The sequence below is a fragment of the Henriciella marina DSM 19595 genome, assembly GCF_000376805.1.
Classification (GTDB): Bacteria; Pseudomonadota; Alphaproteobacteria; order Caulobacterales; family Hyphomonadaceae; genus Henriciella; species Henriciella marina.
The window spans coordinates 1,686,517-1,702,347 of record NZ_AQXT01000002.1 but is presented as its reverse complement, the minus strand read 5'-3'; the positions used below and the strand labels follow the sequence as shown (position 1 = coordinate 1,702,347).

The 15,831-nt window shown below is 60.7% G+C and carries 15 protein-coding genes; 9 read left to right on the top strand and 6 right to left on the bottom strand.

The window, feature by feature from the left end; translation table 11 throughout:
- Nucleotides 1–63 precede the first annotated feature (63 nt).
- Nucleotides 64–588 (top strand): SixA phosphatase family protein, encoded by a 525-nt coding sequence (locus F550_RS0108225; protein ID WP_018148063.1) that lies wholly within the window; start codon nt 64–66, stop codon nt 586–588.
- A gap of 123 nt (nt 589–711) precedes the next feature.
- Here F550_RS0108225 and F550_RS0108220 read toward each other — a convergent pair whose 3' ends face one another.
- The gene (locus tag F550_RS0108220) at nt 712–906 is read right to left on the bottom strand and encodes a hypothetical protein (RefSeq protein WP_018148062.1); all 195 of its coding nucleotides are present in this window, start codon (nt 904–906) and stop codon (nt 712–714) included.
- A 214-nt stretch (nt 907–1,120) separates the two neighbouring features.
- The gene (locus tag F550_RS18905) at nt 1,121–1,288 is read right to left on the bottom strand and encodes a DUF2256 domain-containing protein (RefSeq protein WP_083910945.1); all 168 of its coding nucleotides are present in this window, start codon (nt 1,286–1,288) and stop codon (nt 1,121–1,123) included.
- 110 nt (nt 1,289–1,398) lie between these two features.
- Between F550_RS18905 and F550_RS0108215 the strand changes: the two genes are divergently transcribed.
- From F550_RS0108215 to F550_RS0108185, 7 genes are all read left to right on the top strand, one after another.
- Nucleotides 1,399–2,394 carry an NAD(P)/FAD-dependent oxidoreductase gene (locus tag F550_RS0108215; RefSeq protein WP_018148061.1) on the top strand — a complete coding sequence of 332 codons (996 nt, stop codon included), beginning with the start codon at nt 1,399–1,401 and terminating at the stop codon, nt 2,392–2,394.
- A 46-nt stretch (nt 2,395–2,440) separates the two neighbouring features.
- Nucleotides 2,441–3,877 (top strand): glycosyltransferase family 2 protein, encoded by a 1,437-nt coding sequence (locus F550_RS17285; protein ID WP_018148060.1) that lies wholly within the window; start codon nt 2,441–2,443, stop codon nt 3,875–3,877.
- Nucleotides 3,878–3,891: 14 nt separating this feature from the next.
- Nucleotides 3,892–4,119, top strand: a complete 228-nt coding sequence (locus F550_RS0108205) for a hypothetical protein (protein ID WP_018148059.1) — start codon at nt 3,892–3,894, stop codon at nt 4,117–4,119.
- A gap of 270 nt (nt 4,120–4,389) precedes the next feature.
- Nucleotides 4,390–4,761, top strand: coding sequence for a nuclear transport factor 2 family protein (locus F550_RS0108200; RefSeq protein ID WP_018148058.1), 372 nt, complete (start codon nt 4,390–4,392; stop codon nt 4,759–4,761).
- A 121-nt stretch (nt 4,762–4,882) separates the two neighbouring features.
- On the top strand, nt 4,883–6,097 hold the full coding sequence (locus tag F550_RS0108195; RefSeq protein ID WP_018148057.1) for an acyl-CoA dehydrogenase family protein: 1,215 nt from the start codon (nt 4,883–4,885) through the stop codon (nt 6,095–6,097).
- Between the two features lie 76 nt (nt 6,098–6,173).
- A complete protein-coding gene (locus F550_RS0108190; protein WP_018148056.1) occupies nt 6,174–7,310 on the top strand; it encodes an acyl-CoA dehydrogenase family protein in 1,137 nt (378 codons plus the stop codon).
- 287 nt (nt 7,311–7,597) lie between these two features.
- Nucleotides 7,598–9,193 (top strand): FMN-binding glutamate synthase family protein, encoded by a 1,596-nt coding sequence (locus F550_RS0108185; RefSeq protein ID WP_018148055.1) that lies wholly within the window; start codon nt 7,598–7,600, stop codon nt 9,191–9,193.
- Here the strand turns inward: F550_RS0108185 and F550_RS0108180 are convergent.
- Complete coding sequence (locus F550_RS0108180) at nt 9,190–11,172, bottom strand: transglycosylase domain-containing protein (RefSeq protein ID WP_018148054.1); 1,983 nt, start codon at nt 11,170–11,172, stop codon at nt 9,190–9,192. The two genes, F550_RS0108185 and F550_RS0108180, sit on opposite strands and share 4 nt — an antisense overlap.
- 117 nt (nt 11,173–11,289) lie before the next feature.
- Complete coding sequence (locus F550_RS0108175; RefSeq protein WP_018148053.1) at nt 11,290–11,748, bottom strand: thioredoxin domain-containing protein; 459 nt, start codon at nt 11,746–11,748, stop codon at nt 11,290–11,292.
- Between the two features lie 76 nt (nt 11,749–11,824).
- Here F550_RS0108175 and F550_RS0108170 point away from each other — a divergent pair, with 76 nt between their 5' ends.
- The gene (locus F550_RS0108170) at nt 11,825–13,267 is read left to right on the top strand and encodes an alanine/glycine:cation symporter family protein (RefSeq protein WP_018148052.1); all 1,443 of its coding nucleotides are present in this window, start codon (nt 11,825–11,827) and stop codon (nt 13,265–13,267) included.
- 89 nt (nt 13,268–13,356) lie between these two features.
- Here F550_RS0108170 and purB read toward each other — a convergent pair whose 3' ends face one another.
- Nucleotides 13,357–14,649, bottom strand: a complete 1,293-nt coding sequence (purB, locus tag F550_RS0108165; protein WP_018148051.1) for an adenylosuccinate lyase — start codon at nt 14,647–14,649, stop codon at nt 13,357–13,359.
- Between the two features lie 59 nt (nt 14,650–14,708).
- Nucleotides 14,709–15,659 (bottom strand): 4-hydroxy-3-methylbut-2-enyl diphosphate reductase, encoded by a 951-nt coding sequence (ispH, locus tag F550_RS0108160; RefSeq protein ID WP_018148050.1) that lies wholly within the window; start codon nt 15,657–15,659, stop codon nt 14,709–14,711.
- Between the last annotated feature and the right edge of the window lie 172 nt (nt 15,660–15,831).

Genomic DNA, 15,831 nt, shown 5'->3' with positions numbered 1-15,831 from the left:
CAAGTTGAGGGTGCTGATTTCGGTCTTTAATTTTACTAAGGCCATCGAGGCCAGCGAGCGCGTATGAAACGTCTGATCCTGCTCAGGCACGCCAAGACTGAGGTGTGGAATGAAGGCGTGTCGGACCGCGACCGCAAGCTTCTGCCCCGTGGTCACAAGGATGCAGTGGCTGTTTCAGCCGAATTGTCGAAGTTAGGCTGGAAACCCGACGTCGCGCTTGTTTCGACGGCGCGGCGTACACGGGAAACCTGGCGCCACCTCCATGAGACTTTTCCTGCCTGCCAGGTGAGGCTGCTGGACGAACTTTATCTTGCAAGTGTGCCGACCATTCAGGATGCCATCACGCAAGCCGCCGAGGACGCCTCAACGCTTATGCTGATCGGTCACAATCCGGGTATGCATGAGACGGCGCTATCCATCATGCAGCAGTCAGGCAGTGTGGATGCGGGCGCTGCGCGTAAGCTGGAAGAGAAGCTGCCCACCGGAACGGCAGTGCTGTTTGAGTCCGATGAGGATGAAGCGTTCGTTCCAGTGCATTTCCGCATGGCTGGCTGGATACGGCCCAAACTTTTCCGCTCTCCAATATAACACCGCCCTTGTCGGCCAAATATAAAACCGCCCTGCCGGGCGGGGCAGGGCGGTTTGTTCAGGGGCTCGGTCGGGAGGGCGCGATGAGAGTGAGAGTCTCCCGGCCCGGACCACCTGACTTCGCTAGACGCGACCGGCTCGCCTGTTGAGGCGGCGGCGGCGCTGGACCAGGAGGGTGGGTCTCCAATTGCCAGCATTGTCGTTGGCCGCCTTTCCGGACACGGGTCCGGCGGGGCGCGCGATGGCTGGCATTGCGCCGGCTTTCATCGCGGTCTGTTCCAGACGGGGTTCGGTGGTCTGGGAGGCGAGCGGTTGCATCTGATAGTACTCCTTGGTTGCAAGATCCCGGCTTTATTGCCGGTTGTTTGGTTCTTGCCGGGGCTGGTTTGTCTCTGTGCCGCCGACGAGATTGATCTAGCAATGAAATTATTGTTTTTCAATATGTGATTAGCGAAAAACAATAAGGAATTTTCAGAAATTACAATGAATCAAGGTCTTGGGATTCATTGCTTTTCGATAATTATCGCAGCACTCAGTTACGGCGACCGTCCTGGCGGCATCGTTTCGAGCAATAGACCACCTCGTCCCAGACCGATTCCCACTTCTTGCGCCAGGTGAAGGGGCGCTGGCAGGTCGGGCAGGTCTTCTGGGGAAGGTCGCGTTTGGCGACCGTTCTGTTAGAAGTGCGTTTCCTTGCCATGACCCAGATCTTTCCCGCCCCGTGCGCTGAACAGTTTACAAATCAGGACACGTGCCGTCTTGCCATCCTGTCAGGCAAGCTAGGTCTATGGCGGGAGAGGAGAAGTCACGATGAAAATAGCAATCATTGGGGCCGGGGTCGCGGGGCTTGGCGCCGCTGCGGACCTTAAGGGCAAGGGCCACGATGTCCGGCTGTTCGACAAAGGCAGGGGCGCTGGCGGACGGCTTTCAACACGCCGGGCCAGTTCACCGGTAGGTGAGCTGCGGTTCGACCATGGTGCGCAATTCTTTACCGCACGCGACGAGGGCTTCCGAAGGCTTATCGAACGCCTCGAAACAGGGGGCCACGTTGCCAGATGGTCGCCGCGCGGCGCTGAAATCGCGCCGGGGCCGGATGGCTGGACGACGACGATGACGACTCCAGAGGCAGCCGATGTCTGGTATGTTGGCGCGCCTTCCATGAATTCCATCGTGAAGGCCATGGCGTCCGGGTTCGATATCAGCTGGGGTGAACGCGCCGTTGAGATCGAGCGCCGTGCCGATGGCAGCCATGTCCGGTTCGACAATGCAGGCCGGCAGGGGCCGTTCGACGCCGTCATTCTCGCCATTCCGGCAGAACAGGCAGGTGAGCTACTTGAGGACATCAGTCCGGCCCTCGCCGACGAGGCAAAAGCTGCCACGACCGCGCCATGCTGGGCGGTCATGCTGGCCTTTGCCGCGCCGCTGGAAACGGGCTGGGAGGCAGCCAGGATCAACAAGGCGCCTCTCTCCTGGGCGGCCTGTAACGCGTCAAAGCCCGGTCGGTCCGGCGCGCAGACCTGGGTCCTGCACGCCTCACCAGAATGGACGCGCGAGCATGTCGACATGGACAAGGAGGATGTCGCTGCTGCGCTGACCGATGTATTCTGCGAGATGACCGGCGCGCCTCGCCCGGTCTATTTGGCGGCGCATCGCTGGCTCTATGCAAAGACGGATGTATCGGCCGGTAGCCCATTTGGCTGGGACGACACCCGGAAGATTGGCGTTATCGGCGACTGGCGGATCGCGCCGCGTGTCGAGGCAGCGTGGCAAAGCGGACACGCGCTCGCCACCTTTCTAGCCGATTGAGTTGAAACAACCTTGAATTAACTCAAGAAACCGCTTCTATCGAGGAATGCATGCGGGGGCATCTCAAGACAATGTCGTCTGGCTGGAGGCGCCGGACACCGGAACGGGCGCACCGCACCTTCTGGAGGCGCTCTCGCAGTCGCGGGCCCTGCCGCCCGATTTAAGTGCACGTGAACGGCTGACACGATGGCAATGGGAAGCCTTTGGCGGTCTCATCGTTGCGTTGGTCGTTGCAGCATTGCTAGTGCCGGTGTGGCTTGGCGTCGCGGCGAAGGTCGTATTCTGGCTTCTTTTTTCTCTCACAGTCGTCTGGCGTCTCGCCCTGACGATCATCGGCGTTTTGGAAAATCTGACCGCGAGGCCAAAGCAGGCCAGCAATCAGAATAGCGACGAAGACCTTCCGATATATTCCATCGTGATTGCGCTTCGCCATGAGCAGAACATGATGGAGCAACTTGCGACGAGCCTTCGCGCGATCGACTGGCCCGAAGGCAAGCTGGATATCATGTTACTGATCGAGGCTGACGACCCCGGCACGCTTGATGCGGCGCTGGCGGCAGGCTTTCCGGCAGGCACAGACTGTCTCGTGGTGCCGCCAGCAGAGCCCATGACCAAGCCGCGCGCGCTCAATTACGGCCTGGCCGCTGCATTGGGCGAATACATCACTGTCCTCGACGCGGAAGACCGGCCGCATCCCGCGCAATTGCGTGATGCCTATGATCTTTTTCGCCGAGAGGGTGAGACGCTGAAATGCGTGCAGGCCCCGCTGGTCGCGAGCAATGGTGTCGATGGCTGGTTGCCCGCCCAATGGTCGCTTGAATATGCGGTCCAGTTCGGCCTGCACGTTCCGGCGCTGGCAAGTCTCAGCCTGCCGGTCATGCTGGGCGGGACGAGTAATCATTTTCGCCGCGCCGACCTGATCGCCTTTGGCGGCTGGGATGCGTGGAATGTCACTGAAGACGCCGACCTCGGTTTGCGGATCGCGCGTCTCGGCGGTCGCACGATGATGATAGGATCAGAGACGGTGGAAACCGCACCGGAGAACATGAGCATCTGGCTCAATCAGCGCAGCCGATGGATCAAGGGGTTCGTGCAGACCTGGCTGGTCTGCATGCGTACGCCGGTCAGCCTGTTTCTAGAGCTTGGGCCTCTGCGATGGCTCAGCCTGCAGCTCACCCTGGGCGGCGCGATTGTCAGCGCCTTTCTTTATGGCCCGATGGTCCTGATGATCCTGCTCGGCACGCTTTTCCCGCAGATCTTCGACTATACGCCGGTCGATCTTGGCCTGTTCGTCGCCGGCTGTACCGGTTGCCTGGTGGCCGACATCCTTGCGCCTGGAAAATGGTCACTGTCGCGCGCAATTGCGATTGTGACGCGGCCTCTCTACTGGCCGCTCCTGACGGCAGCTGCGATCAAGGCCGTCATCGGTCTTGTGCTGCGGCCTTCCTACTGGGCCAAGACGCCCCATATGCCTTCGGCGTAACACGACAGGTCTCTATGCCAGAGTGGATTATCCCGGCCGGGTTCATCGCCCTTTTCGTCGCGATCATGGCCTATGCCAATCTGCGGATGGGCAAGCCGCGCAAGGATGGCCGGCCGAACCAGTTGAACTGGGGGCTGATCATGGTCTTCTGCGTCCTCGGCATCTTCCTGATGGTCGTCCATCTCCTTAACATTGCCGGGCTGGAGACCGGGCCGGAGCATAGCGTGCTCGGCCGGTTCTGATTCCCACGTTCAAGGGAGCAGCCTGGCGGACGGCGCATTGGCGATAGCAGGACCCTGTATCGAGGTGGAGACTGTGATCATGAAAAGCCGGGGCGCAGATCATTTCATTCCCGGACCTTGGCCATTGCCCCCATGTCGTAGCGCCTGAAGCTTCCATGCCAAGACTGGTAAAGGCTTTGAGTACCTTCCCCACTGATTAGACAATTTCGTTTTCTGCTTGCGCTGAGATCGTTTCGGATCTAGAACAAAAACAGAACAATGGAGGTGGGAATGAACCGGGACGCATTGAAATCAGTCGGCGAGACTGTGGTCGCCGCAAATAATGATGGCAGCTACAAGTCGCTGATCGACAGTCTGTATGACGAAGCGTGTGTCTCGGTCGAATCGGCGCCTCCGCCGGGGGGAAGCGCCGAAGCCAACGGCCTCGATGCGATCCGTGGGAAGTGGGCGTGGTGGGAGGACAATCACACCGTGCATGAGACCACGGCGACAGGTCCCTATCTGCACGGTACCGACCGTTTCAGCGTCATCTTCGGAATGGATGTCACTGACAAATCTTCCGGCGAGCGTGTGCAGATGCAGGAGGTTGCGATCTATACCGTCAAGGACGGCAAGATCATTCGCGAAGAATTCTTCTACTAGACGCGGCGCTGGAAAACTGCGGCATTGAGGCCTTGTCGTAGCGTTGGGTCGTGACGGGGCGCTCTCAAGCGGCTAATGTCCCTCTTATAATCAACAGGACCGCTTGAGGGAGCCGTAACCCATGCCATTTGACGCGCCATCCGATCCAGACGCCTTCCGCGAAGAAGTCCGCGCCTGGCTGGAAAAAAACTGCCCGGACTCCATGCGCACACCGATGCCTGAAGACGAAGTCGTCTGGGGCGGTCGCCGCGAGAAGTTCAAGAACCCGGACTCCAAAGTCTGGCTTGAACGGATGGCAGAGCAGGGCTGGACCGCTCCAACCTGGCCCAAGGCTTATGGCGGCGGCGGTCTCACCCGTGAGCAGGCCAAGATCCTCGAGCAGGAAATGGCCCGCATCCACGCGCGCACACCGCTTTTCTCCTTCGGCCTCTGGATGTTCGGTCCGGCGCTTATCGAGTTTGGCAATGAAGAGCAGAAAAAGCGCTTCCTGCCAGATATCGTCCACGGCAAGACCCGCTGGTGCCAGGGCTATTCCGAGCCGGGCGCTGGCTCTGACCTCGCCGGTCTTCAGACCAAGTGCGAGGACAAGGGCGACCACTATCTGATCAATGGCCAGAAGGTCTGGACATCCTACGCCAATGAGGCGGACTGGATTTTCTGTCTCGTTCGCACCGACAATACGGTGAAGCATGAAGGCATCAGCTTCATCCTGTTCGATATGGAAAGCGATGGCGTCGAGACCCGCCCGATCAAGCTGATTTCCGGCTCGTCACCGTTCTGCGAAACTTTCTTCTCGGACGTCAAAGTGCCGAAGGACCAGCTCGTTGGCGAGGTGAATGGCGGCTGGAAAATCGCCAAACGTCTGCTCCAGTTCGAACGCTCGTCCATTTCCGCCAGCGGCTTTGGCTCGGCGCGCGGCACGGGCATTCTCGAGCTTGATGAATACGCCAAGATGCATGTCGGCACCGATGGTGACGGCAAACTGCTCGACGGCGACCTTCGCGGCCGTATCGCTGACCACCAGATGTATGCAAAAGCCTTCAGTCTGACGGTTCAGCGCAGCCAGGAACAGGCAAAAGCCGGCCAGGAAGTCGGTCACACGGCGTCGATCATCAAATATGCCGCCGCCAAGATGAACCAGGACAAGTTCGAGCTGATGGTCGAAGCACTCGGCACAGAGGCGCTTGGCTGGGAAGGCGAAGGCTTTGACAAGGGCGCGAAGATGACGACCCGCGGCTGGCTGCGCTCGAAGGGCAACTCGATCGAGGGTGGCACCAGCGAGATCAATCTCAACGTGGTGTCCAAGCGCGTGCTTGGCCTGCGCGACCACCAGTAGGCGCCGAGACGCCAATCTAGACATTCGGGCGCCGGCCTTACAAAGCCGCTGCGCGCCCTTTCGGGAGGAATTTGAAATGACGTTTATCCTGTCTGAAGACCAGGAAATGCTGCGCGATACCGCCGTGAGTTTCACGCGTGACGAACTGCCGGTGAAGCACCTGCGGGAGCTGCGTGATGCGGGCAAGAACGGGGTGGACCCGGAAGCGCGCCAGAAGCTGGCAGAGCTTGGCTTTTTCGGGGTGCTTATCCCTGAAGAATATGACGGCGTTGAAATGAGCATGGTCGCGTTCGGCCAGGTCATGGAGGCTCAGGGCCGGACCCTCGCCTCGACCCCGCTGCTCCAGACAGCCTGCATCGGCGCATCAGCCATCCTGCTGGGCGGCACCGAGGCGCAGAAGAAGGAATGGCTGCCGAAGATCGCGGCTGGCGAGGTCACGACTGCGCTGGCGCTCGACGAGACCAGCCACCACAATCCGGCAGGCGTTGCCACCGAGGCTGAACGCGACGGGCAGGGCTATACGCTAAACGGCGCAAAGAAATACGTGCAGGACGGCCACCACGCCGATGTCTTCATCGTCGTCGCGCGCACGTTCGGTGAGGCTGGCGACACGCACGGGCTGACGCTTTTCCTGGTACCGCGCGATGCAAAAGGCCTGACGGTCCAGTCGCTTAATACGGTCGATAGCCATGGTGCAGCCCATCTGACGCTGGACGGCGTTCATGTTGATGACAGTCATGTCCTCGGCGCGGCCGACAAGGGCATGGACGTGCTAGAGCCTGTGCTCGACCGCGGCCGGATCGCGCTGGCAGCTGAAATGCTGGGCTCATCGCTCGCCGCCTTCGAGATGACGCATGAATACATGCAGACCCGCAAACAGTTCGGCCAGCTCATTGGCTCATTCCAGGCGCTTCAGCACCGGGCCGCGCGCATGTTCACCGATCTTGAGCTGACGACGTCGTGCATTGCAGCCGCACTTGCGGCGGTCGATTCGCAGCGCAACGATCTAGCTGAACTCGCCAGCCTCGCCAAGGCGCGTGCCAGCGAGACAGTGCATCTTGTGTCGAATGAAACGGTGCAGCTGCATGGCGGTATCGGCATGACCGATGACCATGATTCAGGCTTCTACATGAAGCGCGCCCGCGTCCAGGAAGCGATGCTCGGATCGGCCAGCTTTCACCGCGACCGCTATGCACGGCTAAACGGCTACTAGGCCTGTTTCCTGAGGCTGCGGACTTAGGACGCCTCGCCTGAAAACGGAATGGACCGGAGCCATAAGGCCCCGGCCCATCATCCATGCACAGGTGAATGGTCCGGATACGCGTGCATGGAATTTCGAATTCAGTGGATCGTCCAGAATAAACAGGCCGGGCGCGGCGAGGTTCCGTTACAAACTTCACGCATGCAACGATCGCAGCTTCGAAGCGCTGGCGGAGCGATTGAAGTCGCCTCGGCGTAAGCTAGCTTCTGCTCAGCCGAACCGACCGGAGCTTCAACTGAATGTATCGTTTTCTTCCTCTTTTCGCCTCGCTTTCGATGCTGGCGCTTTTCAGCGCATGCCTGATGGTGAGTTCGTTTTTCTGGGTCGGCGTCATCGTCATGGCGGCGCTGTCGGGTATCGGCCTCTATGACCTCCTCCAGACCCGCCACACGCTCTGGCGTAACTTCCCGATTGCCGCCCGCATCCGCTGGGCCGCAGAGGAGCTTCGCCCGTTCTTCAGGGCCTATATCGTCGAGAGCGATACAGAAGGGCGCCCCTTCAACCATGAAGAGCGCACCATGGTGTATCGGCGGGCCAAGAATGTGTCTTCGGTCGAGCCGTTCGGCAGCCAGCTTGATATTGAACGGCCGCCCTATGAATGGCTGTCGCATTCCATCGCTGCGCGTCATCCGACGTCCACCGACCCGCGCGTGAAGGTTGGCGCGCCCGGCACCGCAAAACCCTATTCGGCGAGCGTGCTGAACATATCGGCGATGAGTTTCGGCTCATTGGGGTCTCACGCGATCGAGGCCCTTAACCGCGGCGCGGCAAAGGGCGGCTTCTATCATGATACGGGCGAGGGCGGCGTCTCGAAACACCACCGCGCCGGTGGCGGCGATCTGGTCTGGGAGCTTGGCTCTGGCTATTTCGGATGCCGCGCAAAGGATGGCAGCTTCGATCCCGCCAGGTTCGCAGATGTCGCCGCCAGCGATCAGATCAAGATGATCGAGATCAAGCTCAGCCAGGGGGCCAAACCCGGTCATGGCGGCGTGCTGCCGGGTAACAAGGTCACCGCAGAAATCGCCGAGGCACGCGGCATACCGGTCGGCGAAACCTGCTACTCGCCGGCCGCACACACGGCGTTTTCAACGCCCAAGGGCCTGATGGATTTTATCGCCCAGTTGCGCGAACTCTCAGGCGGCAAGCCGGTCGGTATCAAGCTTTGCGTCGGCAATCGCTGGGAAGTGCTGGCGCTCTGCAAAGCAATGCTGGAGACGCGTATCATGCCCGATTTTATCGTGGTGGACGGCGCTGAAGGTGGGACGGGCGCCGCGCCAGCCGAATTCATGGATCATATCGGTGCGCCGCTCCGGCAGGGGCTGGTTCTGGTACGCAATGCGCTTGTCGGGTGCGATCTGAAGCAGCACATCCGTATCGCTGCCAGCGGTAAGCAGATTTCCGCCTTTTCGATGGCCGCCTCGATGGCGCTTGGAGCCGACTGGATCAATACGGCGCGCGGCTTCATGTTCTCGCTTGGCTGTATCCAGTCGCTCAACTGCCACAATAATACCTGTCCAACCGGGATCGCGACGACCGATGGAGGCCGCCAGCGGGGGCTCGTCATTCCGGACAAGGCGGAGCGGGTCTACAATTTCCACCGTAATACGATCCGCGCCCTGATGGAGGTTATCGGGGCTGCCGGGGTGGAGCATCCAGGCGAGCTGACACCTCGCCACATCATGCACCGGGTGACCGAGGATATCGCCAAGCCCGGTCACCGGGCCTATAAACTGCTCGAGCCAAACGCGCTGATTTCCGGCGCGAAGGACACGCATCTGGCGCGCGAATGGGCCATGGCCCAGTCTGGCAGCTTCGCGCCGCTGCGCATCGACTAGTTGTTTCGCGTACCCGCGAACGCGTTGCCGACATCGCGGTAGAAGGAAATCCGTCTGCGCGTCTGCGGAGACAGGGTCACGAGCGATCCGGCGCCCGCGAGCGCTTCTGGTTCAAGGTCTTCGTGCGCAATCGCCATCATGTCGTGCCAGAGTGACGCCGGCAGGCCGCCGCCGGTGACGCGCGCCATCGGCGTGTCGTCGTCATTGCCAACCCAGACCCCGCCAACGCGAACGGCCGAGAAGCCGACAAACCAGGCGTCCCGCGATTCTTGGCTGGTCCCGGTCTTGCCGGCAACCTGCCAGCCATCGAGCCGCGCTCGCTTACCGGTGCCGTCCGTTATAACGCGCTCGAGCATGGCCACCATGGTTTCAGCGTCGCGGCGGGGATAGACCTGCGAGGCATCATAGGACGGGCGCTCATAGAGAATGTCGCCGCGTGAGTTGGAAATCCGCTCAACGATATAAGGGTCGATGCGCTTTCCGCCGGTCATGAAGACGCCGTAAGCGCGCGTCATGTCGCGCAGGCTGATCCCCTGACTGCCAAGCGCGATCGAGGGGAAGGGCTGAAACTCACCGCTTATGCCGAAGGATTTGATAAGCGAGATGATGTTTTCCTCACCGACATCCTGGCCGAGCTGGGCGGCGATCGTGTTGATCGAATCCTGCAGCGCTTCAGCCAGCGTCATCGGGCCGGAATAGACGCGAGAATAGTTCTGCGGTGACCAGCCATCAATCGTGACGGGTTGATCGCGGCGCACATCATAGGGCGTCAGCCCCTGACGGATGGCTGTGGCATAGACGAATGGCTTGAAGGCAGAGCCCGGTTGGCGGCGGGCCTGCGTCGCGCGGTTGAACTGGTTTTCAGTGTAATCGACACCGCCATACATGGCGAGGATACGGCCCTCGGTATCCATCAGGATACCGGCAGCTTGAGCAGCATCCTGGGCCGCGCCTTCTTCGGCCATCCGGCGCGAAAAAACCTCATCGATACGCGCCTGCATGTCCGCATCAATGGTGAGGGTCACGACCAGATCGCCCGGCAGGCTGGGCAGGATTTCATTGACGCGCTCTGTCGCCGCATCGAGCGCATAGCCAAATTGCGGATCGCGCGCAGGCGGTTCTTCCAGATCGACTTCCTCGGCAGCGGCAGCGCTCGCCTGGCGTTCAGAGAGAAAGCCGGCATTGACCATCTCGCGCAGCACATAGGCCTGGCGCTGTTTGGCGTCGCTGAGATTATTGGTGAGGGCGAGACGCGAGGGCGCCTGCGGCAGGGTCGCCAGAAGCGAGGCCTCGCTCACGGTAAGCTCTTCGGGCGCCTTGCCGAAATAGAACCGCGAGGCCGCGCCGAGGCCATAAAAGCCTGCGCCGAAATAGATGCGATTGAGATAGAGCTCGAGGATCTCATCCTTGGAGAGGCGTTCTTCAAGCTGACGGGCGAGACGGACCTCCTGCGCCTTGCGGCGGAGGGTCTGCTCTGGCGTCAGCACAAGGTTCTTGATCAGCTGCTGGGTAATCGTGGAAGCGCCGGACACGGTTTTGCCCGAGGTGAAATTCGCCCAGGCGGCGCGGATGATGGCCTGCGTATCGGCGCCATTATGCTCGTAGAAGCGTTTGTCCTCGGCGGCGATAAACGCTTGCGCCACGTGCGGCGGCAGTTCCTCGACGCGCACGGCCCGGCCATAGCGCGGCCCGCGGATCGCGATTGTTTCGCCCTCCATGTCGACAAACTCGATGGCCTGCTCGCGCCCCTTGGCCCAGAGCTGTTCATTCGTCGGGAGGCCCGGCATGCCGCGATAGAGGGTCTGGACGTAGAGCCAGCCTGCCAGAAGAGCGATCAGCATGAGCCCTGCAATGGCCGCGAGGCCCCATGTCAGGATTGGACGTGCCGCCAACAGCCCCTTGCCACGGCTTTTGCGGTCCGAACCGTCATAGGTTGGCGGGCGGTCATTGGGCGATCCGAAGTTCGACTTGCCGGCCAATTCAGTCCTTCCTTCATGGGCGCAGGGCGGGAATGCCAGCGCATCATGCGTCTAATTGCGGCAGGGTGAAGGCTCTATGAATGGCTTGCCTGCGCACGGGGGCGCAGCGTTGCAAAATCAGCGCAGGGGCGGGGGGCAATCGGCGCCATCGGGCCGTCTGCTGCCAGGCGCAGCCCGCCGCGCGAGGACATCAGCCAGCTGAAGCCGATTCTCGATCATTTCGATGGAATGGCGCTTGTCGACACAGCTGATGGGTTCGCCGGTATCGGACGCAATCATCACCGCCATGCCGGTATAGCCGCCATACCAGTCCCAGAGATATTCAGCCTTGTGAAAGCGCAAGAGCGCCTCTGACGCATCGATGGTCGCTTGCCGGCTGTCGCTGCCGGAACGAAGGTGGGTGAGGTCAATGGTAACGAGCTCGACATCGGCATTGGTCACACTTTCGAGGGCGCGCGAGAGTTTTGGCTCCAGCACCCGGCAGGAGGTGCACCAGTCCGCCGTGAAATTGACCAGTTTGACCGGGGCCTCGGCACTCGCTGAGCAGACCGGCACCATAATCAGGAGGGCGATCATACGCGCTGGTCTGGCAGTTTGTAACCGGCGGCGCAGCTGTCTATGACGAGACTGTAATAACGGGAACAGGGTTCGCATGCTGGATTTTCTGAACGACCTCATCAACGGCAAGATTCTCATCGCCGTTCTCATTCCGCTGGGTCTCATTTTCACCATCTGGTCCAGAGGGGTACAGTTCAGGCTGTTCGGGTCCATGTTTTCCGTCCTTGGACAAGGCTTCCAGCACGAAACGGACCAACCGTCATCCTTTCAGGCATTGGCACTGTCCGTCGCCGGACGGGTTGGCGGCGGCAATATCGCCGGTGTCGCAGCGGCGTTAGCGCTGGGCGGGCCGGGCGCGATCTTCTGGATGTGGATTGTTGGCCTTGTCGGCATGGCGACCAGCTATTTCGAATGTACGCTCGCGCAGGTCTACAAACAGAAAGAGCCGAATGGCGATTTCCGGGGCGGGCCGGCCTATTACATCAAGCATGGTCTCGGTAAAAAGCTTGGCAAGGCGGGACCCGTTCTCGGCTTTGTCTATTCCCTGCTGCTGCTTGTCACCTTCGGTTTCGCCTTCATCTGCTTCCAGAGCTTTGCGACCACCAGCTCGATCGATTCGGCCTTTGGCGCGCCGCGCCTCTGGTCGGGGATCGGCCTCGGCGTCGTGGTCAGCATTGTGATCTTCGGCGGCGTCCGCCGGATCGCAAGCGTCGCTGAGATCATCGTGCCGGTGATGGCGGTCTTCTATGCGCTGCTCGGCCTCTATGTGCTGCTCACCCATATTCCGCAGATCCCGGGCGCACTGTCGACCATCGTGATGAGCGCGTTCGGCTTCAATGAAGCGGTCGCCGGGGGCATCGGCGGGGCGATCATGATGGGCGTCAATCGCGGACTTTTCTCGAACGAAGCCGGCCTCGGCTCTGCGCCAAATGTGGCGGCAGCTGCCTATGTCGAGCACCCGGCCCAGCAGGGCATGGTGCAGTCTCTGTCTGTGTTCATCGATACGATCATCATGTGCACGGTGACGGCGCTGATCATCATTCTGTCCACCCAGTCCTATATCGGCGTCGATGATGACGTCCAAGGCGTGCTGACCCAACTCGCATTGGCTGATCATGTCGGCGGTTGGGCGGAATATTTCATCGCTTTTGCGCTCTTCCTCTTCGCCTTCTCCTCGATCATGTACTCCTACTATCTCGGTGAGAACGCAGTGGACTATTACATCCCGGACAACATGGTCGCGGTCTATGTCTACCGTTTCATGGTGATCGGTTTTGTCTTGCTTGGTTCGACGATCCAGCTTGGCGACGTGCTGAGTTTCAGCGATGTGACCATGGGACTTCTCGCGATGGTGAACCTGTTCGCGGTTGCCCTCCTTTTCCCGATTGGTCTGCGCATCATGAACGATTTCGATGCACAGCGGAAAGCGGGCGTGAAAATCCCGGTCTTCGACCCGGACAAGTTCGCCGATCTCGATATCGACAGGTCGGCGTGGCAGCTGACCGAACGTCCGGGCGGGCCTGCAGAAACTCAATAGGGCGCAGCGGTCCTATTCAGCTTCTTCAAGAGAAAAGCCCTCATCGTGCGATGAGGGCTTTTTGTCTGGTGCGCATCTGAAGCGGAGGCCTAGTCGAAGACACGACTGAAGATCACGTCGACGCGTTTAAAATGGTAATCAAGATCAAACAGGGCCTCTAGCTCTTCATCGGTGAGCTTTGCTGTCACTTCGGGGTCAGCCTTGAGGTGATCGAGGAAGGCTCCTTCGCCGGCCCAGGTCTTCATCGCATTGCGCTGGACGAGGCTGTAGGATCCCTCACGGCTGACACCGGCCTCAACGAGGGCCAGCAGGACGCGCTGTGAGTTATGCAGGCCGCCGAGACGCATCATGTTTGACATCATACGGTCTGGATAGATCAGCAGATTTTCGACGACGCCAGCAAGCCGGTGAAGCGCAAAGTCCAGGTGGATGGTCGCGTCCGGTCCGATGCCGCGCTCAACCGATGAGTGCGAGATGTCGCGTTCATGCCAGAGGGCAACATTTTCCATCGCCGGATAGACCGCCGAGCGGATAAGCCGGGCAAGGCCAGTCAGGTTTTCGGTCAGCACCGGATTGCGCTTGTGCGGCATGGCGCTTGAGCCCTTCTGGCCCTTGGAGAAAAACTCCTCGGCCTCAAGCACTTCGGTGCGCTGAAGGTGGCGGATTTCCGTTGCAAGGCGCTCTACCGAAGACGCGATGACGCCCAGGGTCGCAAAGAACATGGCGTGGCGGTCACGCGGGATGACCTGCGTCGAGACGGGCTCTGCGGCGAGACCAAGTTTCTCGGCGACATGTTCCTCAACGCGCGGATCGATATTGGCGAACGTGCCGACAGCGCCGGAAATGGCGCAGGTCGCGACTTCCTTGCGGGCGGCGACGAGGCGCTCACGGCCACGTGCGAACTCCGCATAGAAGGTGGCGAGCGTGACGCCGAACGTTGTCGGCTCCGCGTGGATGCCGTGGCTACGGCCGATCTTTGGCGTGTACTTGTGCTCTTCGGCGCGCTTTTTAAGGGCGGCAAGAACGCGGTCCATGCCTTTCAGAAGAAGATCGGAGGCCCGTACCAGCTGCACATTCAGGCAGGTGTCGAGCACATCCGATGATGTCATGCCCTTGTGAAGGAAGCGCGCAGGCTCGCCCACATGTTCGGCCACATTGGTCAGGAAGGCGATGACGTCGTGCTTTACCTCGGCTTCGATCTCATCGATGCGGGCGACTTCGAAGCTTGCCTTTTCGCGAACCGTCGCGGAGGTCCCCTCAGGGATCTGGCCCAGCTCTTCCATGGCTTCGGCAGCGAGCGTCTCGATCCCCAGCCAGATGCCGTACTTGCTTTCAGGCGACCAGATCGCGGTCATCTCAGGGCGGGAATAACGTTCAATCATGTCGGGCCTCTTCGCGCTTCTGGCGCGGGTTCTACGCGCGCGAGCGAGAGTCGCAAGCCCTAGACTTCGGCAGTGAGCACGCGCGGCAGTTTGAAGGTCACTGTCTCTTTCGCTGTCGTGACGTGCTCGACCTCGATGTCGAAGCGGGCGCGGCAGGCGGCTATGAGGCCCTGGACGAGGTCTTCAGGGGCAGACGCACCAGCGGTCAGCCCGAGCGTTCCGACGCCGTCGAACCAGTCCCAGTCCACATCCGCGGCGCTGGCAACCAGCCGGGAATCTGTCGCGCCGGCCCGGAGGGCAACCTCGACGAGGCGTTTGGAGTTGGAGGATGTTTCTGCGCCGATGACGAGGAAGAGGTCACAGCCCGTCGCCATCGCCTTCACCGCTTCCTGGCGGTTGGTCGTTGCGTAGCAGATGTCTTCCTTGTGCGGGGTCGCGATGCCGGGAAAGCGGTCCTGCAGAATGGCGACAATGCTGGCCGTGTCATCGACCGACAGGGTCGTCTGGGTAACGAACGCGGTGTTGGCAGAGTCTTTGGGCTCAAAGGCCTGGGCGTCTTCTTCTGTCTCGATCAGGCTGATCGCGCCATCGGGAAGCTGGCCCATCGTGCCGATGACTTCCGGGTGACCGGCATGGCCGATCAGGACGATTTCCTTGCCCGCCTTATGGTGGCGCTCGGCTTCGACGTGGACCTTTGAGACAAGCGGGCACGTCGCGTCGACATAAACGAGGTTGCGGCGTTCGGCTTCGGCGGGCACCGCCTTTGGTACGCCATGCGCTGAAAAGACGACCGGCCGGTCCGGCGGGCAGTCATCGAGCTCTTCGACGAAGACAGCGCCGAGCGATTCCAGCCGCGAGACGACGTGTTGGTTGTGCACGATTTCATGGCGCACATAGACAGGCGCGCCCCACTTGCCGAGGGCTTCCTCGACGATCTGGATGGCGCGGTCGACACCGGCACAGAAGCCACGCGGGGCGGCGAGCCTGATCTGCAGTTTTTGGCGGTCCATAATAATCCTCCTGCACACGACGCAGATGGGGCGTTGCGCCATTTGCTGGTGCCCGGTAACACTGCACCCCTTACATGGACAGCCTCGCCGTCGAGGCCAAGACCACAAGGCATGAATATGCGCGTTATAGCTGTACTTGCTGCCGGAATGTTGCTCGCGGCTTGCGGAAGCA